General features: G+C 36.4%; 22 protein-coding genes and 2 pseudogenes. 6 read left to right on the top strand and 18 right to left on the bottom strand.

Going from position 1 to position 21,401, the window contains the following annotated elements; all coding sequences use genetic code 11:
• The first annotated feature begins 48 nt into the window (after positions 1-48).
• Complete coding sequence (locus JI665_RS22210) at positions 49-564, top strand: cupin domain-containing protein (protein WP_206844243.1); 516 nt, start codon at positions 49-51, stop codon at positions 562-564.
• A 465-nt stretch (positions 565-1,029) separates the two neighbouring features.
• On the opposite strand, the gene JI665_RS22205 is transcribed toward JI665_RS22210, so the two are convergent.
• From JI665_RS22205 to JI665_RS22165, 9 genes and pseudogenes are all read right to left on the bottom strand, one after another.
• Complete coding sequence (locus tag JI665_RS22205) at positions 1,030-1,572, bottom strand: small multi-drug export protein (protein ID WP_244671285.1); 543 nt, start codon at positions 1,570-1,572, stop codon at positions 1,030-1,032.
• Between the two features lie 17 nt (positions 1,573-1,589).
• Positions 1,590-2,018 carry a hypothetical protein gene (locus tag JI665_RS22200; protein ID WP_206844240.1) on the bottom strand — a complete coding sequence of 143 codons (429 nt, stop codon included), beginning with the start codon at positions 2,016-2,018 and terminating at the stop codon, positions 1,590-1,592.
• Positions 2,019-2,020: 2 nt separating this feature from the next.
• On the bottom strand, positions 2,021-2,227 hold the full coding sequence (locus JI665_RS22195; protein WP_206844237.1) for a helix-turn-helix transcriptional regulator: 207 nt from the start codon (positions 2,225-2,227) through the stop codon (positions 2,021-2,023).
• A 506-nt stretch (positions 2,228-2,733) separates the two neighbouring features.
• On the bottom strand, positions 2,734-3,273 hold the full coding sequence (locus JI665_RS22190) for a hypothetical protein (protein ID WP_206844235.1): 540 nt from the start codon (positions 3,271-3,273) through the stop codon (positions 2,734-2,736).
• A 606-nt stretch (positions 3,274-3,879) separates the two neighbouring features.
• A pseudogene (locus JI665_RS22185) lies at positions 3,880-5,084 on the bottom strand (IS110 family transposase).
• A 523-nt stretch (positions 5,085-5,607) separates the two neighbouring features.
• Positions 5,608-6,105 (bottom strand): DinB family protein, encoded by a 498-nt coding sequence (locus JI665_RS22180; protein WP_206844233.1) that lies wholly within the window; start codon positions 6,103-6,105, stop codon positions 5,608-5,610.
• Positions 6,106-6,283: 178 nt separating this feature from the next.
• Positions 6,284-6,703 (bottom strand): VOC family protein, encoded by a 420-nt coding sequence (locus tag JI665_RS22175; RefSeq protein ID WP_206844232.1) that lies wholly within the window; start codon positions 6,701-6,703, stop codon positions 6,284-6,286.
• Between the two features lie 156 nt (positions 6,704-6,859).
• Positions 6,860-7,303, bottom strand: coding sequence for an ArsI/CadI family heavy metal resistance metalloenzyme (locus tag JI665_RS22170; protein ID WP_206844230.1), 444 nt, complete (start codon positions 7,301-7,303; stop codon positions 6,860-6,862).
• Between the two features lie 36 nt (positions 7,304-7,339).
• Entirely contained in the window at positions 7,340-7,504 is a 165-nt protein-coding gene (locus JI665_RS22165) for a hypothetical protein (RefSeq protein ID WP_206844224.1), read from the bottom strand.
• A 311-nt stretch (positions 7,505-7,815) separates the two neighbouring features.
• On the opposite strand from JI665_RS22165, the gene JI665_RS22160 reads away from it, so the two are divergent.
• Both JI665_RS22160 and JI665_RS22155 read left to right on the top strand, forming a co-directional pair.
• Complete coding sequence (locus tag JI665_RS22160) at positions 7,816-8,142, top strand: ArsR/SmtB family transcription factor (protein WP_206844221.1); 327 nt, start codon at positions 7,816-7,818, stop codon at positions 8,140-8,142.
• A gap of 52 nt (positions 8,143-8,194) precedes the next feature.
• On the top strand, positions 8,195-8,389 hold the full coding sequence (locus JI665_RS22155; protein WP_206844218.1) for a hypothetical protein: 195 nt from the start codon (positions 8,195-8,197) through the stop codon (positions 8,387-8,389).
• Positions 8,390-8,653: 264 nt separating this feature from the next.
• On the opposite strand, the gene JI665_RS22150 is transcribed toward JI665_RS22155, so the two are convergent.
• The 4 genes from JI665_RS22150 to JI665_RS22135 all read right to left on the bottom strand — a co-directional run bounded on the left by JI665_RS22150 (position 8,654) and on the right by JI665_RS22135 (position 12,889).
• Entirely contained in the window at positions 8,654-8,899 is a 246-nt protein-coding gene (locus tag JI665_RS22150; protein WP_244671284.1) for a hypothetical protein, read from the bottom strand.
• A 98-nt stretch (positions 8,900-8,997) separates the two neighbouring features.
• A complete protein-coding gene (locus tag JI665_RS22145; protein WP_244671283.1) occupies positions 8,998-9,891 on the bottom strand; it encodes a hypothetical protein in 894 nt (297 codons plus the stop codon).
• 372 nt (positions 9,892-10,263) lie between these two features.
• A complete protein-coding gene (locus JI665_RS22140; RefSeq protein ID WP_206844215.1) occupies positions 10,264-12,027 on the bottom strand; it encodes a Rieske (2Fe-2S) protein in 1,764 nt (587 codons plus the stop codon).
• 394 nt (positions 12,028-12,421) lie between these two features.
• Positions 12,422-12,889: a hypothetical protein gene (locus JI665_RS22135; RefSeq protein ID WP_206844213.1), complete on the bottom strand. Its 468-nt coding sequence runs from the start codon at positions 12,887-12,889 to the stop codon at positions 12,422-12,424.
• Positions 12,890-13,307: 418 nt separating this feature from the next.
• Between JI665_RS22135 and JI665_RS22130 the strand changes: the two genes are divergently transcribed.
• On the top strand, positions 13,308-13,742 hold the full coding sequence (locus JI665_RS22130; RefSeq protein ID WP_206844211.1) for a CBS domain-containing protein: 435 nt from the start codon (positions 13,308-13,310) through the stop codon (positions 13,740-13,742).
• 353 nt (positions 13,743-14,095) lie between these two features.
• Here the strand turns inward: JI665_RS22130 and JI665_RS22125 are convergent, their stop codons facing one another.
• Entirely contained in the window at positions 14,096-14,593 is a 498-nt protein-coding gene (locus JI665_RS22125; protein ID WP_206844209.1) for an SRPBCC family protein, read from the bottom strand.
• 20 nt (positions 14,594-14,613) lie between these two features.
• Complete coding sequence (locus tag JI665_RS22120; RefSeq protein ID WP_312886283.1) at positions 14,614-14,985, bottom strand: metalloregulator ArsR/SmtB family transcription factor; 372 nt, start codon at positions 14,983-14,985, stop codon at positions 14,614-14,616.
• 931 nt (positions 14,986-15,916) lie between these two features.
• On the opposite strand from JI665_RS22120, the pseudogene JI665_RS22115 reads away from it, so the two are divergent.
• A pseudogene (locus JI665_RS22115) lies at positions 15,917-17,148 on the top strand (IS110 family transposase).
• Positions 17,149-17,433: 285 nt separating this feature from the next.
• A complete protein-coding gene (locus JI665_RS22110) occupies positions 17,434-17,892 on the top strand; it encodes a hypothetical protein (RefSeq protein WP_206844207.1) in 459 nt (152 codons plus the stop codon).
• A gap of 1,111 nt (positions 17,893-19,003) precedes the next feature.
• Here JI665_RS22110 and JI665_RS22105 read toward each other — a convergent pair.
• From JI665_RS22105 to JI665_RS22095, 3 genes are all read right to left on the bottom strand, one after another.
• A complete protein-coding gene (locus JI665_RS22105; RefSeq protein ID WP_206844204.1) occupies positions 19,004-19,579 on the bottom strand; it encodes a hypothetical protein in 576 nt (191 codons plus the stop codon).
• Between the two features lie 267 nt (positions 19,580-19,846).
• Positions 19,847-20,437 (bottom strand): collagen-like triple helix repeat-containing protein, encoded by a 591-nt coding sequence (locus JI665_RS22100; protein WP_206844201.1) that lies wholly within the window; start codon positions 20,435-20,437, stop codon positions 19,847-19,849.
• A gap of 207 nt (positions 20,438-20,644) precedes the next feature.
• Positions 20,645-21,196 (bottom strand): hypothetical protein, encoded by a 552-nt coding sequence (locus JI665_RS22095; protein ID WP_206844198.1) that lies wholly within the window; start codon positions 21,194-21,196, stop codon positions 20,645-20,647.
• Between the last annotated feature and the right edge of the window lie 205 nt (positions 21,197-21,401).

Raw genomic sequence — 21,401 nt, 5'->3', positions numbered from 1 at the left:
TAAGGAACTTTTTTGGTATTTATTTATGCAGGGATTGGAGCATTTAAAATGAAGAATGAGCATTATTGGGTTTCAAAGCTTGGATTAACTCCTCATCCAGAAGGAGGATATTATAAAAGAACGTTTCAATCAGAGGAATGTACTTCTGATCAAGAATTATCTGTGAATTTTGCAGGAACACGTAATCTCTATACAAGCATTTATTTTTTATTAACGTCCAACGATGTGTCCCACTTTCATCGATTGAAATCAGATGAATTATGGTATTTTCACGCTGGAAGTCCATTAACCATACACATCATCAATGAAAATGGTGAATATGAAGAAATTAAATTAGGAATAAACCTTGATAATGGAGAAGTACCTCAAGCTTTAGTGCCGAAAAATTCAATCTTTGGTTCGTCTGTTATGGAGGCAGATACATTCTCACTAGTAGGCTGCATGGTTTCTCCAGGCTTTGATTTTCAGGATTTTGAACTGTTCACACAAGCAGACCTTATATCCAAATACCCTCAATATAAGGAAATTATTTTAAAATTAGCATATGAAAAGATTCCTGAATAGAGAAATTTGTTTTCTTCCGGTTTACTGCTGCTTGTCTTAATCGGCCATGCTTCCCATCCTTATCAAGACAAGCTAACCAATTATTCTCGAAAATCACCATATTTACATAAAAAAAGAGGGGTATCTCCCCTATTTTTAGTTTTCTTATTTGAGATCTTTTTCGTTATCCTCGTTTAAATCATTTCTAAGGATATTCAAATCCTGCATTGCTTATAGGAATTTAAATTTGCTTCTCTTCAAACTTTAAAAGGGCAAATGGCTCTTTTGACCGAGCTCTATTTCAAGAAGTTTCTTATAAAACTTTCTCACCTTACCATGCAGAATGACTGAATTTGTCCGAATTATATGAGCATATTTTCCGAACCAAGAGAACACTTACTAAAGAAAAAGGACGCTTTCTATACTCAGGAAAAGCGCCCGCTTACTGAATTAGTATAAAGGATCTTAAAAGTCTCTAACGAAATGTTAGTTGCTGAATAGGCGGATTAAAAAACCATTTTCTTCAGCATGAGGCATAAAAAAGGTGATTCCATAACTTGAGGCTACAGCCATAATTACTGTCCAAAGGAATAAACTGGTCAGCATCCAGCCGGTTACCCTCTTTCTTGTCGAACCAAAGCTCATTCCCATAAAAGCGGAAATATGAGATCCAACGAAAAAAGGGCCAATAATAGCTAAGCCAGGTAAGCCATACTTATCAAAAAGTGCCCGTGCGCGTTTGCCTTTTTTCGACTCTTCCATACCTGCAGCTTCAGCTTGCGTCGCCGCAACTTCTTCCACATGCATAATATCTTGCATACGTTTTTTTTGTTTTCGCTTTCTCATCCATTTCTTCACTTGATCCACAAAAACAATTAGCAGAACCACTGTCAGAGCATTCCCTAAAAAGGCAAATATCGCTGTCAGTACTGGAGATAGACCTCCGATGATAGCCAATGGAATCACAGCAACAAGTTCAAATAACGGAATCGCTGCCAGAAGAAATACAAATAGATACGATAAAAGCATATCCTTCATCCTCCCCTTTATTCATATAGTTTTTTTACTTCCGACCAAAAAATAAAATACTGCCCAATGCCAAGTACAGTCAAAGCGATGACAGGGAGCAACTCGACTTCTCTAAACAGGGCAACCGCAACAATGGCTGCCGGAATGGCAAAGTAGTAGTAAATATATACTTTTCGACAAGCCCGATACGTAATATATTGATGCCCTTCATCTTCTTCTTTGAGCTCATAAGGGATGAAGGTAAGAATACGAATCTTCCGGTCTGGGTATTTACGGTTAAAACAAACCATTGTTCCGAAATAGATGATGACAAAAATAGCATAAGCAATAAAAATAATAGTCGTCATGTCATTCCGCTGCTCCAATACGATACTCACCGAATAAATTACCGCAAGCCCAATAAGAAACACACTCATTGTAAAAGGTGAACGCAAAAACCTTTCCATGTTCACTCATCCTCTCCTTCTATCCAAAACACTTCCTCTAAATTGACACGTAATGCTTTAGCAATTTTCAATGCTAACAGCACAGACGGAGCATAGTCACCTTTTTCAATCATGCCAATGGTTTGGCGAGTGGCTCCAACCAATTTACCTAAATCAGATTGAGTAAAATTATGCCTCGCTCTTAATTCCTTCACTTTATTTCTCAGCATATTTAACATCCCCTATTACCGTTTCCTGCTTCTTCATTGTAAAGAATACTTAACATTAGGTCAAGAATATTTGTCATTTTGCCAAGAATTCATACCATTTAACTTAGTTGCTCATAATCCAAAGCCTGTGGTTATGATAGATTCTCAAAAAATTGAGGACTTAAATGTGATTTTCGATGCTATTTGCTTCGTGGATTCTCGACAACATTTTCATTAATCTCCTTTAACCAAACGAAATGATCCATGAAAAGCAAAAAAAAAGAACCTCCAAATTTGTAATGGAAGCCCTCTTGCTCATGATTGTGTTTAAAGTTTCTGTGGAATATAAGGTTTTTAATTCGATGACTTCGCCAACTTGCAACTGTCGGTACATGTTTTCATCAATTATTTATTGAGGCTTATCTAAATATAGGCAGCAAACTGATTAAAGATGTTCGACATGTGATAAGGGATTATTTTTGCTTCTCACCTATTGGTAATTAAACAATAAATTAACGATCCTATTCTTATGCTATTTCTTTTACTGCCTTCGATGCTTCTATCACTTCTGTGCCGGTCCAACTATCGGTAAAGGTTCTCTTTCCTTTTGAAAGAAGGAACATGATCCCATCCATACATAGATAGATTATGTAAATAAAAATAGGTAAATAGAGGTTCTTGTAGTCCATGTCATTTGCTATATGATAAGCAAATAAGAATATAAATAGACCTGCTATTCCGTTTCTTATAAACCACCATATAAACAATTTAAATTTATTGCTATTTTTTACTATTAAACCGTTAAATCTGTAGCCCCATGGTAAGGTCATTTGGAAATTAGATCCTAGTGATGTGATCATAAACACCAAAACACCCAACAGCAGTATGCCATTCATTATTCGAGTCAGCAATGGATTCCATGTATCTCCGTCACTTGCAACGAAAGGCAAAAAGAGTAAAGCGATGATTGCTGCAATAATAAAAGTTAGGATTGAAAGAATTATAGGGATAATGATTGAAAGAAATAAATCAATTACATACCCAAGTAGCCGTTTTCTTATCTTCACTTTTTCACCTCCCTTTCATATTTTACGATAAGACTCTTTTAAATAAAAAACTTTTCTTTTGTTATTCAACAATATGGCCCGATTGTTGGACAATAGTCAAGACGATTATCCCATTCACCCTTAGATTCTTAACGTTAATTATGATATAGAAAAAAGTGCCTAACCCCTTATATACCAAGAGATTAGACACATTTAAAACAGGTTTATAAAAGCGTTAATTCGCATTATGCGAACATTCGTTCCTTCTAACTCTGAAGCAGAAATAGTCATCGGTTGATCAATCATCTTCAAATAATTTTTCTCCTCGGTGGAGGCGCATGGCAATTTGTGCTGTATGCGGCATTTCTCTAGCAGTTGGGGTATTGCCTGCCAGATAACGTGTTAATGCGAGGATCAATGTTTCCTGAGCATATCCAGCGTTGGTTCTTACCAACTCCTTTATTTTGGCTGTCAGGGGACGTATTCTTATTCAACAAAACCAGCTAATAGGAGTCAAGAACTTCTTATTAAAAATTTTTTTCTTCCGTGTTATACTTTGGAAGGCACGCCAAATAACCCTCCAAATACCTTTTGGAAGGTTTTTCATTAGCTGCTTTTTCTTGTTGATTAAGCCATATCTAGGAACTGCTCATTCCTTTTTAGGATTGCATAAATCCAGTGTAAAAGCTTGTTTACACAAGCTATCATCGCTACTTTTGAAGGCTTTCCTTCATTTCGTTTCCGATCATAATACTCTTTTAGCTTCTTGTTCCTTGAGCTTCTTATACCGCATAATACGGCCATATATAAAGCGTGCCGTAATCGGCTTGAACCTCGTTTGGTAATATGATTTATCGTAGCGGTGAACTTACCTGATGAATGGACACTTGGATCTATTCCTGCGTAAGCCACAAGTTTTTTAGGGTGATTAAACCGGTCAATTTCCCCGATTTCAGAAATAATCGTTGCCGCGATTTTTTCTCCTATACCGGGAATTGATTGGATTATCTTACATTCTTCAATTTCTTCTGCCAGGACATCTATCTGCCTCTCCAAGCTTGATAGGTGTTCTTGGTATTGAAGAAGCATATTGATATACATATCCAAACTGAACAACTGGCTTTCATAAACACCTTGTTGGAATGGATTCCGCTTAGCTGAAGCCATTAATTTGTGTGCCTTCTCCCTCATCCAACTTGGGGATCGTTTAATACGCATTTCCTTAATTCGTGCCAAAATCTTTGCTTCTCCTGCCATCAGTACATCTTCGGATGTTGGAAACTCCTTTAATATTTTAAGAGAAACTTTCGAAAATAAATCCCCGAAGACTCCCCTGTATTCAGGAAATATCTGATCAAGAAGAGTATGAAACTGAAGTTTTGCCTGGATGTAAAGGTTCGTAACGGTTTCGTATTGCCTTGACAATGTTCTCAGGTTTAGAAGTCTCAGTCCTCTTTTCTTATATGGCTCAAATTCTTCCTTGTAGTAAAGAACACAAAGGTGATATGCATCAACTGCATCAGTCTTTACCTTTCTAAGGCTTGTTTTCTTAGCTTGATAAGAAATGATGGGATTTACCAAGATTTATAGATACTGACATCCCTCAAGACATTGAATAATCGGTGTATGGTAATGTCCTGTAGATTCAAGAATAACTGCTGGCCTAACCCCAGTATGTCCCTCTATCTCTCTCAAAAAAGAAATAAGCGAATCTAAATCCTCCTTGGTATGCTTTTTACACTGAAACTTTTCCCGAACGGCTTGTCTTTATCTAAAAAGGCTTGAACCTCACTTTCTCCTTTGGCTACATCTAGGCCAATGACTGGATTCATTAATATCTCTCCCTTAGTTTTACTCACCAGTAACCCCTATACCTTCCTGTAGTTCCATAGCTTCGCTTGTTATACGAGATCATTTGTCCCAACCAGCCTCAAACATCATTCTACAAGTAGGGGGCGAACAGTTTAGTTGACGAGATCTAACTCCCACGCACCCGTACGTTCTACCCTGGCTACTGAAATAATAGGTCCTATAAAAAAAAGAGCAACCAGTAAAAACTGGTTAACTCTATAATACGAAAGCACCCATTACTTTAAGTACAGGATTTCACAATCATTTTTTACACCCTCGTACATGCAAAAAGACGCCTTCTTATTTAAGAAAAGCGCCCGACTGTTGAACAATGAAATATGCGAAAGATCGCTCTGCAAATACGTTCAAATTTATTTGACTAACACACCCGTTCTGCCATCCATAAGCAGGAAAACACCCGCTTCACCATAGAGAATGAAAAGGGCTTCACACCGTCAATACTGCTTCTGCGGCTGGGCGTGGAAGTCACTGAATTATGGTTCTTTAGGACCAATCAACGCCACCCCAAGAGGATTGCAGCTTTCGCAAGAGAACAATTTGGCCGATATGATACGTATCGTGCATCATGATATTACTGAGTAAACGCTCAATAGAGTACCTGTTAGCTGCATACGGAGCTTTTAACTTTTCATCGTCAAGGTCCGCAATGACCGTCTTTAATTTATTCATAACTTCATTAAGACGCTCTACTGTCTGGGCCCACCCAATTTCGTCTTCTGGATCCCCCGGATTTCCAAAGGTTTCTTCATTGTCTTCTGCCTTATGCGGATTCTGTGTGCCCTTAATTCGATGGATTACGTCTTCATTCCAAAATATCAAGTGGTTGACAATCTGCCAAATCGAATTGCTGATTCCCGAACTTGTCCATGCTGCCTCAGCTGCGATGACTCCATGAAGTGCCTGATCCATGGATGCAAACCAATCATTCTCATGGCAATGCATGTCGAGCTGTTCTAAAAGCATTTTGGTTACAACCTGCATACAACCAATCTCCTCACTGTTTAGTGTAATCTTTCAAAGTTAAAAGACATGAAATAATTTGACTATAGTATAAATTCCTCTATTGGGTACATTGGATCTTCAAAACTCACAAACTTTCCCGTTATTGAACAGTTAACGGACGATGCTTTATTAAAACATTGCCTCCTCATAAAATTATCTATTTGGAAATGAGATATTTTTCTTTGAAGATTGGACTAAGCTCACTCCATACATCAAATTTATTACCATCTAAATCATAAAAAACAAAATTTCTTCCTGTGTGTCCTCTATCCTCAATCTCTCCAACTCTAATTTCACTTTGCTTAAAGTCTTTATGAATTGCTTCTAAGGCATTTAATCCATTTACTTCGAATGTTAACGAAAAACGCTCATTTCCGTAAATATCGAAGAAATTAGAGCTTTGGTTTTCATTAGACTTCACAAGAAAAATGCTTTGATTAGCAAAGTTTAAAATTGCTTTATCTTGATCTTTGTAGCTTAACTCTGTTCCTAATTTATTTACATACCAATCAGATGAAAGGTCTACATTAGTTACTGGTATATATGTTGTACCAACTCTTAATAATTTCTCGCCCATTTTTTATCTCCTCCCAAATTCCGAAATATTCTAAATTTAATCATTCAACAAAAAATCCTTACTTCCTGCATTAAGTAAGGATTTTATACTGATTTATGCAACTGTTATTCAGCTAACTTCTCAATCGTTAAATAAGAAAGAAACCCAGGGCTGCCATTATGAACAGCACGAAGAGTTATTAATTTCAATTTTGACTGGTTGGGGTGTGCAACAGGATGAATCAGTCTTCATTGACTCCACATCAGCTTTAGTATAGAAAAATTCCCATTCGTTTCCGTCAGGATCCGTCACCCAAAATTTATCCTGCGTTGCATAGCAGCAAGTAACATCCATTTCTTCACGGGCAAAGAAACCGAGTTTCTCTAATCGTTCTTTGTGCAGGAAAACTTCTTCCCGATTCTCGACCTGAAAACCAAAATGCCCCACCTGGTTTCCTGAAACCTCATCCTTTAAATTCAAGGTGAAATTAAGACCTGGATCTTCCAATAAAAACTTTGCATAATCATCTTTTACTTTCACTGGTTCAGTATTAAATACCTTTGTGTAGAATTCAATTGATTGATTTAAGTCCGTTACATTAATTCCTACATGTACCTTCATACTAACCCCTCCTCTAGGTCCTTATGATTTTTTATATTAGCAGCAAGAGGACTGTTGTTCATCAGATGTGCTGCAGCAGGAAGGCTGTACCTTCGAAGTTCCGCAGCAGTGGTCTTCCTGTGTCGTTGCCTCCTTGATTTCATTATCACAGCAGCCAGATGACTTAGAAGATTTGCCAGTAAACTTGTTAACAATTTTCATCTTTAACAGCTCCCTTATTTAGTTTTAACTATAAATCAATTTTTTTTGATTTATAATTAAAGTATATTAGCAATTATTTCTAAATGCAACCGATTTATCAAAATAATTTGATTAATTATTTTTAAGTGGTTTTTATCAATGGATTCAAACCTAATTAATGAAAGTCCCCACCTTGAATTAAAATTAACATTATGATAATTATCTATTTTGCATATTAATCAAATTATTTTGATTTTACCGATTGACATATGAAAATTTTGGATATATGATTAACTCATCAAGAATTTTTGATTAAAGAAAGAGTGGTTGCAATGAAATCAGAAATGACAAATCAAAATCAATCGACAGACCAGCTTTTTGATCATTATGAGGGAAAGTTTAAAGCCATCGCAGATAAAAAACGGCTTCAAATTATGAATATACTAACCCAGAATGGCTCCATGTGCGTGTGTGATCTCGCTCCACTAATGGAAATGAGCCAATCCAAACTGTCCTATCATTTAAAGATCTTACTGGATGCCAATATCATAAAAAAAGAAACAAAAGGCACCTGGAGTTTTTACGAGCTGAATCAAAAAGAATTAAATCACTTATTATCCTCAGAGTTATGCTGCTTGTTTAAACCTACTTGCTGCTAAATTTTTTTAAAGTATATATCAATTTTTTTTGATTAATAAGGAGGAGTTAAAGATGGATTATTACAATTATGAATTGATCATTAAAACAAAACAGCAGGAAATTGAAAGAATGTCTAATGAGGCATGGAAATTTGCAAACTCAAACGGAGAATCCTTTTTTAGAAAACTTGGCACAAAATTCTCTTCAGTAAAAGAAGTCTCGGAACAAAGCAAACAAAATCAATGTGTTTGCATTTGCGAATGCTAGGATGAATAAGCAAAATGGACTAATTTAAGGATAAAAAAGTAAAGGAGCTGGTTTTTCACCAAGCTTCTTTACTACAACTCACAGCAGTATCTAATAAAACGTGTTAATGGCCAGAAATGCCTGAGCTTCACATTCCTCTTTGGCCACATCCATGCCAACTACTGGATTCAATGATTGTCTCTCCCTTAGTTATACTTGCCAATTATATAATTCGAGTGAATTTTTAGGTGGAAAGAAGCTATTTAGTTATGTGTGTGCTTTTCCCTACATCAAGTTATTACTAACGAACATCCCTAAAAGCCAACCAACGAGTCCGCTTATTAACCCTAAAACAATCATTGCTGACCCTTGCTTATCCCCCTGGTAATCTCGCCTTATTACAACTCCTATGGATATCGGAAAAAACAAGAGCATAGGCGGAATTAAATTAAAAAATAATAAAACAACAGATAACCACCCGATTGTTAGGAGTATAGCTTTACCATTTTTTTGTTCATCTTTCATCAACATACCTTATTTCACATCCTGAATTTTACATTTATACCGAATTCTATCGTATAGAGAACTTAATAATTATAGTTCTTTGTTTACTTTACTACCTTCTGGAATTAAGAAGTTTTTAATATCCGTTCTTTATTTGCTTCCAAATGACTGATAATTTCTTGAATTTGAGGATCATAGCTGCGAATGGTTTCTTCATTCGATGTGAAATTTTTCTGAACAAATTCTTTCCATTCCATTTCAAGCTGCTCTACTTTTTTCCCATAGATCTTATCTATTTCATCAGTCAAATTGGGGCGATCATATATTTTCAAAAACTCTTCAATACCATATTGATTAATAAGATAGTTTGAGAATGAAGCAGATTCTATATACCCCAGCCACCTTAAAGAATAGGAGTCTTTATTTAATTTTGAATGGGTGAAAATTTGATCCTTACTCAGCAGCGTTTCCAGAGGAATACTGATTTCTTGGGTCATTAAATATTTCATAATGTCGTGAACATCTCCCTGATAATTGGGAAACACTCCTCTATCCGAATAGAAATCCTGCATAAAGATTGCAAGACCTTCCAGTGTGGCATGCCCTTCAGTAGAGCCAAAAAAAACATGGGTAAGTTCGTGAATAAGAGGATAATTTCCTTCTTTTACCCAGTAAAGATGGATGGTGTTACCGTTCGTATAGCTTACCTTCTTATCATCATACAGGTGTAAATATATTATAGAAGGAGAAGACATCGGTGCATTTTCTTTTTGAAGAGCATTGTAAAAACTCAGAGTTTTCTCTTTAATTTGCTTTATGGTAGCTTCAGAAAAACTGCCATTATTGAAAATATTTATTTCAATTTCCCCATCTTCCGTTTTAAATTTGTGAAAATCATTCTCTTGTGAAGAAAGTTCTTTATCGGATACTGGTGAATCTGTTTTATGGCCGCTGCAGCCAGCAAGAACTAACAATATCAAAAATACAAAAGAACCAAGTGTAATATACCTGCTCAACATTCTCCCACCTTCTTTAGAAAAAATAGTTATATGAAATTTCAATCCTAATAATCCCTTATGTAAAATTCTTTTGTAAATATTTAAACGTACCCTCCTTATTACTAATTTTACGATTTAACTATTAATTGGTTTCAATATTCCCATAATTCAATGTATTCTTTACCTGCATCCTGCCTTTTTACCTGCCCCTTGAGTACATTCCTTCGTAAAGAAGAAAAAGCCGATTATCCTACTTAGTAAAAGGAAAATCGGCTTTTTCTTAATAAAATAAATCTTATTGTAAAACTTGATAATCGCCTTGGCGAGCCTGGCCGGAGGCAGCCTTTTTGATAATCTGGGCATTCTGAACAGCCTATTTCTTGGCCATGCAAATTAGTCATCTTCAAATAATTTTTCTCCTCGGTGGAGGCGCATGGCAATTTGTGCTGTATGCGGCATTTCTCTAGCAGTTGGGGCATGGCCTGCCAGATAACGTGTTAATGCGAGGATCAATGTTTCCTGTGCATATCCAGCAAACTCGGAATCCTCTTTTTCCCAATGATCATGTTCGACCATTGCTGCTTCATACATTTGAAATGAATGAAACTCTGCATCTTCTCTTAGTAAAGCATGCCCGAGCGTATTGAAGAGTTCACTTTTATCACCGCCGCGTGCCAGGTAATTTACTACCCATCTTGCTGATTCTGCAACCTGTTGTTGTTGATTCATCATCTCCAATAATTCTGAAGGATTCTGCGGTTCAGTTTCCACATCCTTTGGTTGCGGTCTTCTTGCAGACGGTGTATTGAGAAAACGATCAAGATACACACTCATTGCACCATGGAAAACAGCTCGGGTCAATTCAGGTGTAGTAGAGCGGCGTAACGATTCATGTACCGCATGTGCATGTGTAAAAGTATGAAGTACAGTAATCCAATCCCTGAAATCATTTTGTACATGGAAACGGGAAATCCGATCAGCAGCCGCTAAAGCTACGAGCTTGGCCAAACGGGAAGGTCTGACTCCGCTTTTAAGTGCATCCAACATCATATTTACCGTTTTTATAGGGTCATCTGATAAAATTTGTTCAACCAATACTGCTTCATCGATATCAGCGCTGGTTCTTGATGAGACATTAGCAAGGATATCAGGTAATTTCGGGAACGCCTCCATTAATGGTTTGACCAAGTTCACAGGTGATTGCCAGCTATGGGATTCTTCACTGCGGGATATATCACCGATACCAGGTAACAATGATGACAATACATAAGGTTGATGCTCAAAACCGATCTGATTTAAAATCTCGAATGCTTTATTATGAAAATCAAGGGTATGACCTGTATTTACATAAAAATGATCGGTGACCGCTGTCATCATTATGTCAGCAAGCTGCTCGTTCGAGAATCCCAATTCTATCGCGGTCAATAGCACCCGCTCAGCTCCCTGTGAATCCCGCACCTCCACACAATGACGATACCATTCTGATAATTGTTCGAATGTTTGGGCATTCTTTTCATTTGATACAGGAAGAGATCCAAGTAAAAAACGTGTTCCCATTCCGGAACTTTCCCGTGCAACGTGAACCAGGCCTTGGAACAGCGCTAAAACCTGCCCGGTTTTATCCAATTTGGGCAATACATTTGTCATGGCTGTTAAAATCGTTAATCCCGATCCCCATCCACTCCTCCGATGTGTTGTTCCGAATACGACGCCAATTTTTGCAATCTCAGTCACTGGAAAACTAGCTTCCATCAATCCGACAACCGATTTGGCGATGACAAGACTAATATTTTGCTCAAGGCCGTCACGTAATCGCTGCCTCAATTTTTCGATTGTCACCTTATTAAAAGGAACCGGGTGAACCCAAACCTCATCTTCCTTAATCTCGACAGGATAAGTAGGAACATCATCTGCCCATGGATCCAAGGTTCCTCCGCTTTTTAAATCAAAGCGGGCATGATGCCAGTGACACGTCAAAATCCCATCACATAGGCTTCCTGTATGGAGGGGAAAGCCCATATGCGGACATCGGTTATCCACCGCATAGACTTGTTTTTCGTAAACAAATACGGCAATTGCATGACTTCCACCTTTAATTACCTTTGCACCTTCAGCTTCAAGCGTCTTTATTGAACCTGCATAAATCAATTCTGACAATGGTATCACTCTCCCTAATGAATTCATAGAGGATTTACAATAATTGTTGTCTTTTAGTTTATATTATTGATGGAATACAGGAATCCTTCATAGGTGTGGACTTTTTTCATCCAAAAGTCTGAGAATCGACCCAAAGACAAAGGTCTAACTTCGGTATGCACTCGCTTCCAATGGCCATTCATATACTGATACTCTTATGAATCTGAATCGCTTCCATGTTATTCAGCTGTTCCCTGCTTAGAGGAAGGGATAAAGTTTTTTATTGCCTCCTCTCACACCAACTATGACTGGTAACCTTCAATTCTGAATTTATTACACAGATTTTAAGTAATTGTGTTATCTGTTATGTTCTTAAAGTTACCTGCCCCGTTAGCCCGTTTGCTAAAGAAGAGAATTACTTTACTTCTATGGCAAATGCATAATTAGCATCTCCATTAGATGTGTTCTCTTTCTTTTCATCCATCCACCATGCGCCATATGAATAGTAATAAATCCCTTTTTGTGCAGGCGCTGTGAAATGATTGTTCCTTATTTTAACTTCCGATTCTTCAGAGCTGCTTATTTGCAGAACATGAATTTTATTTGGTTTTGGTTCATATTCCATAATAAAAGCTACACTTTCACCAGGACTTACTTCAATTGGTTCACTGCCTTCCAAAAGCTCGATTGGTCCAGCTTTATCCACACATTCCGCTTGACCTTTCGACGACCAGCAATAAGTTCCAAGTATAGTTTCGAATCTTTCGTTATCCACCTCTATAAAGGCTTTAGGTGGCTCAGGCTCTTCTTGAGTCACACCATTATTTGTACACCCAGTGATGATTAAACCCAAGAAAGCTATAGTAAGGTACACTTTCTTCATGATTGTCTCCTCCTAAAAAAGAATGCACCAATATCTGAGCAGGCATCTGTTTATCTATTTAGACGATGTTCGTTATGTATTGTTGCATCCAAAACGAATGAATATATAAAAACGCAAACAAAAAGGGCAATTATCCTTTTGAGGACCAATGCCCAATTATTATTATATGATTGTTTTGTTGAACAAACCTGCCCTTTCGTATTATAAGGTCAACTAGAAATGAAAATATTTCTGGTTGACCATTTTTTATATCGATATATGATCTAACGGCTCCGTTAACCAGAAAAAGTAAAGTGGGGACATAATAAAATAAAAATTATATAAAATTTTGAGCCGCTCTTATTGGGAAAAATAGCCATTAATAATATAACCAATTTTCCACATCCTATTTAAATAACAAATATTTGGAGGTATTATCATGGCACAATTAAAAGATATCATGACATCAAATGTTGTTACAGTGAACGAAACACAGAGCGTACAAGAAGCTGCGGCATTAATGAGCCAATATAATATCGGAGCTATCCCTGTAGTAAATAACAGCAAGCAAATAGTTGGGATTGTAACAGATCGTGATATTACCCTTCGTACGACTGCTCAAGGAGAAAATCCTCATACACCGGTCTCTCAAGTTATGACTGCACAGCAAATCGTACAAGGGACACCTGATATGGATGTTCATCAAGCATCAAATTTAATGGCACAGCAGCAAATTCGCCGATTGCCGGTAGTTGAAAATGGACAAATAGTGGGGATGGTAGCTTTAGGGGATTTAGCCGTACAAAATCAATATGCAAACGAAGCAGAACAGGCGTTGCAAAGCATTTCAACTCCTTCTGCACCACAAGAATAGTAAGGAGTTCCTTTGATTTTACGAAATAATATAGCACAGACCTACACTAGGTCTGTGCTATTAGGTTATATTCAAAACAAAACAAAGAAACTGAGAACTTCCGATAACAGCCGACATCTTCGTTAAGCTCAGGACCGAGTCATCTTCCCCTTTAAATGAGGAGAAATTATTAACATCTACTTGTAATATATTGTTTTTATCTACTTCCAGACGTGAATTTCCGTAAATAATTACCTTTTATCTATAAGTATTCTGAATCCTCAATTAACGGGAGTATAATACATCGCTTCCTCTGCCTTTCCGTCTTGAAAAATTAAAAGCGGTGTACCATTTGAAATTTTTATCCACCCTGATTAACCTTTATAACTGATATATCCAGTTTCAACTAGTTCTTTAAGTCCCATAAACATTAAGTTCCAACCATGTTCAGACTGATCATGATACTCGCCTAGAACCCTTTCAAGATCTGCTTTTGTCCAGCTTTCTTCTGGAGCAACGTGGATGAGCTGGGTAAAAGTCATTTCACAACCTGTAGGAATTTCTTTTATCTCAACAGTAATTATGTCTTCTAACTCACTAAATTGAGGCATCTTAAAAGTAAATACCAATTTTTTTGGAGGATCAATTTCAAGATACTCTCCTACTGCTCGGTAGTCATTTCCCCCTCTATGGTCCACGATCTCCCAACCCCCTCCTACTTTGGGTTCATTTTGTGTGACCTTGTTCGTCCCTTCTAACGTAAATAACCACTTTTTCATCATTAAGGGATTCAACCATGCGTCAAAAACTCTTTCAGGTTTTACATTAAATTCTCTTTTCATTGTTAAAGTTTTAGTTGAGATGTTATTCATAGAATTCTCCTTACTTTGGTTTAGTGTTCTTTCTTTTTGGCTTTCAATAACTCACTTTCCAGAAAATCAAAACGATTGCTCCAATATTTTTCATAAAAATGAAGCCATTCCTTTGCTTCAGATAAGGATTCAGTATTTAAGCGACAAATGTGAGTTCTTCCATTTACACTCCTTTCTACTAAATTTGCTCCCTCAAGAACCTTAATATGCTTTGAAATCCCAGCAAGGGACATATCAAAAGGCTCTGCTAATTCAGAAACTGTCCTTTCTTTTTGCGCCATCATCTGAACCATTTCTCTTCTTGTTGAATCAGCTAAAGCATGAAATACTTTATTTAAATTATCATTATTATGGTTAACCATGTAGTTAAATATAGCAGATATAATATTCACATTCAACCATTTGGTTAAATATAAAACCTTTCAACTTATTTTTTCTCCTAAAGATAAATTTTATTTTGGCATTTCCATAATATAGCCCGATTGTTGAATAATAGTTAAGACGATTCCTTCACTAACCCTTTAATGAATAAAAAAGGCAGCATCAAAAGGGAACTTTGCTCATCGGTTGCAGCTAAATTAAAGGATGCATTAGATTGTTTTTAAAATACTTGTAATCCCCATAAAGATAACAGAGAGAGAAAGAAATACTAAAAAGCGTTAATTCATAAAACAAGCGTTAATCCTTCTTAACGTTAAATATGATATAATTAAAAAAACGCCCAATCCCTTATATACCAATAGTGTGGACACTTTTTCAACAAGGTTTATGAATACGTTAATTTGTATTATACGAACATTTATTCCTTATTTTACATCCATTGATATAGCATAATTCACTTTTTTTACGTTTCCCTTTTGGGATTGTTATTATGCGTCCCGGTCAATTAATATCCTCTTTTTTCATGACAACTAACTCTATAAGGAACACCGCCCTGGCATAATGTCATAATGAGTAAATTGTCCCTTTTGAGAGTAGGTTGTACTCTAGAAACGCCAAAGGAATGTCTCAATTTTGAAGACATTCTTTTTCTAACTAGAAATATTTAGTTCCCATAATAAATAAAAGCACTCGTTCGTAATATAAGGTTAGCCAGATATATCTGGTTGACCTTTTTATTTATGGTCTTAATATTACGGTAGTCGGGGTAGAACGTCGCACCCGTGGGTTAAATCCCGTCAGCTAAACTGTTCACCCCCTACTTGTATAAACATGTTTCAGGCTGGTTAAGGACAACGATCCCGTTTAACAAGCGAACCTATGACATTACAAGAAGCCTTAGGGGATACCGACAATTGTTGTTACAAAGGAGGAGATATGATTATGAATCCAGTCATTGGTCTGGATGTTTCAAAAGGCGAGAGTCAGGTTCAAGCATTTTTAGATAAAGGCAAACCGTATCGTAAGAGCTTTAGTTTCAAACACAATACTGATGGTTTAGGTAGTTTATTAGAGTTCCTTCATGAAGTAGAGACTTCAGCTGGTGGTCATCAGCCAACGGTGGTTTTAGAATCAACAGGACACTACCATTTTCCTGTAATTCAATAAGAGCAAAGTTATGTTTATATTGTTGTCAATCCTCTTATCTCCCATCGAGCCAAAAGTTCGAGTTTAAGGAAGGTAAAAACAGATGCAATTGATTCTTTTCACCTTTGCGAACTGTTTTATAAAGAAGAGTTAGAGCCTTATAAAAAAAGAGGAATTCAACTATTAAATCTTCGTAATCTAACAAGACAACAAGAAAGTATTGCCGAAGTATCAGGACAGACTAAAATACAGCTTCATACCCTTTTGGATCAGGTATTTCCTGAATATAGAGGAGTTTTGGAAGTTTATATTCCAAAGTCTCATTGCTTACATTATTAGAATTTCCTACTTTAGAAGTAGTGTTAAGTGTGAGTGAAAGAGAAATAACAGAGAAAATAGCTTCGCTATGTATGAGTCGTTTAGATGCATGGGCAAATGAAAAGGCTAAAAAATTAAGGGAAGCAGCACTTCGTAATCCGTTTCAAAGTAACCTCTACCAGAGTAATGTTTTTAATCTAGAGTTATTAGTCAAGATCGTTCTTCAATACCAAGAGCATCTATCTAAGATTGCAGGTGAAATAGATGCCCTCGCTAAAGAAATTGAAGAATATCATATACTCCAGTCTATCCCTGGAATTGGTGAGAAAATCGCCGCCACGATTATTTCCGAAATTGGTGAGATAGATCGGTTCAATGATGCCAAAAAACTCGTTGCATTCGCTGGAGTAGATCCAAGTGTTTTCTCTTCTGGTAAGTTTACCGCATCTGTAAATCGAATTACCAAACGAGGTTCTAGCAGGCTTCGACATGCCTTGTATATGGCAGTTCAAAGTGGTATTCGTGATGCTCGTAAAAAGAAAACGACTGATGAAATCATCGCACGCAATAAAAGATTAAGAGAGTTTTACGATAAAAAACGTGAAGAAGGAAAACCCTTCAGAGTAGCAGTTATTGCATGTGTTAATAAGCTCTTACATTGGATTTTTGCCTTACTAAAAAGCAGAACTATTTTCCAAGATACAGTTTAAAAACTATATCTAACTAAATACAACAAAACCTTCCAAATGAAAAAGGAAGGTTATTTGGCATGAACATTTTTAGTATATCATGACGTTATTATTCTTTTTATTGAAAAATGTTGACAAACTATTAGCTGGTTTTGTTGAAGATCATTTATCAAATCTTATTAAAGTAAAGCCCCCCATAATTAATTTACGAATTACCTTCGTCAATTGGTACATAATTTTTATTACACTAGGTACCCTATAGTTGTTAAAAAAATTATTACTATAAATATTATTGGAGGATGTTTAATGAACTCAAAGAATTCAGAACAATTACCATATCACTCATGGACTCAAGACGATCCATTACCAGAACAAACTCTTGAGGGTTTTTCTCCTGAATACAGTATAGAATCATACTCTGTTGTTCCACTCACTGATCCTAACACTAAAACTACTGTCTGGCTACATTCTTCTGCTCGGAAGCGATGGAATTTATTTAAACAAGAAAATTGGTCAAAAGCATGGACAACAAAATCGAAAGATGGAAATGACTATGTTGATGTTTCTGAATTGACTACATGGTTATATTCATACATTGAAGATGGTAATAACACAAAACATAAAACTATTTATAATGGACACTATGTAGAACAAGGCCCATATGTCCAAGATCACTTCCCTTGGCCAGGTTTTACTCCTCATGAACTATGTCACCGTGCATGGTGTAAAGGTCCTAGAATAGAAACAAATCAGCAATGCTTTTAGTGTCTTTTCATCTTAAACAATACTGCCCCGCTAGTTGAGTAAGATAAGATAAAACCAAAACGTTGCGAACAGAATCATATCAAAAAAGACCAAACATATTTTATATATAATATGTTTGGTCTTTTTATTTACATACGTTTAAAGGTTGTTACCCTAAGATAAGATATCCCAAGTTTATTGTTATTGAGTGGTTGATCTTTTTAAATCAAAATCCTCGTTAGTTAAAAATAACTTTTCACCATATAAAATCTGATGATACGACCATTAACTTCAATTGTTCCTGTACAGACATTCATTCGCAAATTGTTATAAATCGACCAAAGAGGAAAATGTTCCTTCGTTCATATATTTATCTCACTATACATTTTCCATTTCTATTTTCTTTATCGATCAAAAAGAGAATGTTATTAAAAAGTTTAATTAGTATCCAAAACAATTCCGTTTAAACCTCGTGAATTTACAGTGCCAACTGATCCTGGTGGAACTAAATTAATAGTTATTCGCAATCTATATATATACGTCCCCGGTGGTGGACTATCAATCCAACTTATAGAACAACTCCCTATCCATGAGTCTTGTTCATTGTTTGAAGTCCACGATTCTTCGTTAAAAGCTAGCATATCCAGCCCTACAGCTTCACGAAATAATGTTAATGTCACACCACCGGAATTAAGACCTTCCGTTAGGTTATTACCTCCACCAGAAACAAACCCATTTATTTGAACTGTCTGATTTTCTAATACAGTAACAATAACTTCGCGATCTTCTGTAAAATCTAGTGGACTCTGTTTGTTGATCAGAAGTAACTATAATAATTCCTGATGGTCCTTGTTCTCCTTGTGGTCCTATTGGCCCTCGTTGCCCTCGTTGCCCAGGAGGACAGACGCACCTTTGCTTTGGTGGTTTGGGAATGGGTGTGAGTGGACAACATCCTTGAAAACCTTTTTTATTATTAGCCATAAAATCACCTCAAAATTTTAAAATGTTCTTATTGTTCTTATATAAGGTATGTTGGGTGACTTTGGATGTTTAGACGAAAGTGTTATTCGTACTATTATTCATCTATTCCGCCTTTAATGCTTAATACTTCTATCTTAATTAATGTGAATGTCTATATGCTAAATAAACGTGTACCAGTGAATTGATTATACCCCTCATCTGCCAAGACACTTAAAACAGTTGTACTTACCTCTAGAAAAACTTCAACACGATCCCCTGCTAATAATTGAAAATTTGTACATACAGCAGGGTTTAATATTGTCAATCCTCCTGAAACTGTTTCAGTTAATTTGATTTCCCTTTCAGAAATCTCACCTTGGTTTACTATAATGTGTAAAGTCCCTGTTGAGTCTGAATCTTGTATGACTAATCCAATGCTTGCACAGTAGGAATACACTCCATTTTCCTGAGCTATGAATTTTGATGTTGCTTGATCATATTCATTATTTGTATCAAATTGCTCAATAGGATATAAAAGCTTGGTCAGAACACCTGGAGGAATTTCTTGTGGTGTTACAGTTGTTGCTTTAAATACTGATTCTATTGCTCCTGACCCTGGAGGTCCTTGTTCTCCTTGCGGTCCTCTTGGTCCTCTTGGCCCTGGAGGACAGATACACTTTTGCTTAGGTGGTTTTGGAATGGGAGTAAGTGGACAACACCCCTGAAAACGTTGATTATTATTAGACATTTAATCACCTCATATTATTTTTACCTAAATAAATAATATGTTGTTTTTTTAGGTGTGGTGTGGACAAACATCCTATTTGTGTTTTCATCTAAATACTGAACTTCAAACCATTTATGTCCTAGTATTATCGTACTGCTACACAATAAATATGTTGATTTTTATAGCTAATCGGTGAACCCCGATTAGATTTTCCCAATCCTTTGGAGTTACCTTTTACTAATATAAATCAAAGTAAATTCTATTCCATAGATTCGAAATGGTGTTGATTTATTGCGGAGAGGGAAATCTTGCAGCTTCAAAATGTGTTCCTGATTGAGTGGGATCAGAAGTCAATGGTTGATCAGTAATTATTCCAACAAGCACGTTATCAGTAGCCTGCAATTGAGTAACAGTACAAACATTTATAATACCAAAATTTGTTGTTCCTCCTACAAAACTAACTTTATTTTGTGCTATATCAGTACCATCAACATTAATTACAATAAATACATCTTGATTCACAGCTGGGTTATCCAGAATAAACGCAACACTAGCGCAAATAGAGTAAACCCCATCCTGATTTGGCGTAAAGAAAACAGGGGGATTGTATTCATTATTTAAGTCAAATACTTCAATAGGATATTGAACAGTTTCAAAAATGCCACTACCAACAAAATCTTGTGACTCATTTACTGTAGCTCTAAACGCTGATTGTGGTACTGTTGGTCCCGGTTCTCCCTGAGGTCCTTGTTCACCTTGTGGTCCAGGAGCTCCTCTTTGTCCTCTTGGTCCTGGAGGACAAATACATCTTTGCTTTGGTGGTTTAGGAATAGGTGTAAGTGGACAACACCCTTGAAAACGTTGGTTATTATTTGACAAATAGATCACCTCATAATTTTAATCTTATAAAAGTATATGTGGGTATTATTTTAGAGGATTGAACACTAATCACAGAATATTCGAACTGTAAATTGTCTCAAAAGTCTTATCGTTGTTAAATCCTTCATTTTTTACACTTCAACAAGCTTAACGTTGTAAATCCACATTTTCTGGATGCTACCCCTTCTTGTAGTTTACCTTGTACATTTAGTTTATAAGGTGGACTGTGAACGATGCATTGCTATAGGCTGAAAAAGCATCCACGTCCAACGCTAAAACTCGTAATCTATCACCTGCTTCTAACGATACTTGAATTGTTTTACCAATAACATCCCTTCGTATGATTTCTGTCTCACTTTCTATGAGCTGGGTATAACGGATTATAGTTTCAGGAATTGTTGTGGTTTCATTCTCTTGTACAGCAAGAGTTATATTCGATACACTTCTGTATATTATTACCAAATCAAAGGTTATTTCATATACACCTGATTTTAATACCGTAATAGTATCTGTAACAGGATCGGGAGTAGTACCTTTTGAAGGTCCATCAATATCAAAATCTATAGGACCTATAAACACACGTTCTAAATTTGGATCCTGATATAATGAACCAAACGCAGGTGTTATTCCTATTCCAGGTTCTCCTTGTGGCCCACGTTGCCCTCGTGGCCCAGGAGGACAGACGCATCTTTGCTTTGGTGGTTTGGGAATGGGTGTAAGTGGACAACATCCTTGAAAACCTTTTTTATTATTAACCATAAAATCACCTCAAAATTTTATAATGTTCTTATATAAAGTATGTTGGGTGACTTTGGATGTTTGGACGAAAGTGTTATTCGTACTATTATGCACCTATTCCGCCTTCGCCATTAATGCAGCAGTTTGTATCTAATACGCATATCAGTTTATGTCTCTTTTTCAACAACCCCCCCACTTTAGTTGAACAAAAAAGCCGCCTGGTTTG

This window comes from Bacillus sp. NTK034 (assembly GCF_017303275.1).
Taxonomy (GTDB): domain Bacteria; phylum Bacillota; class Bacilli; order Bacillales; family Cytobacillaceae; genus Cytobacillus.
This window is presented reverse-complemented; position numbering and strand designations above follow the sequence as displayed.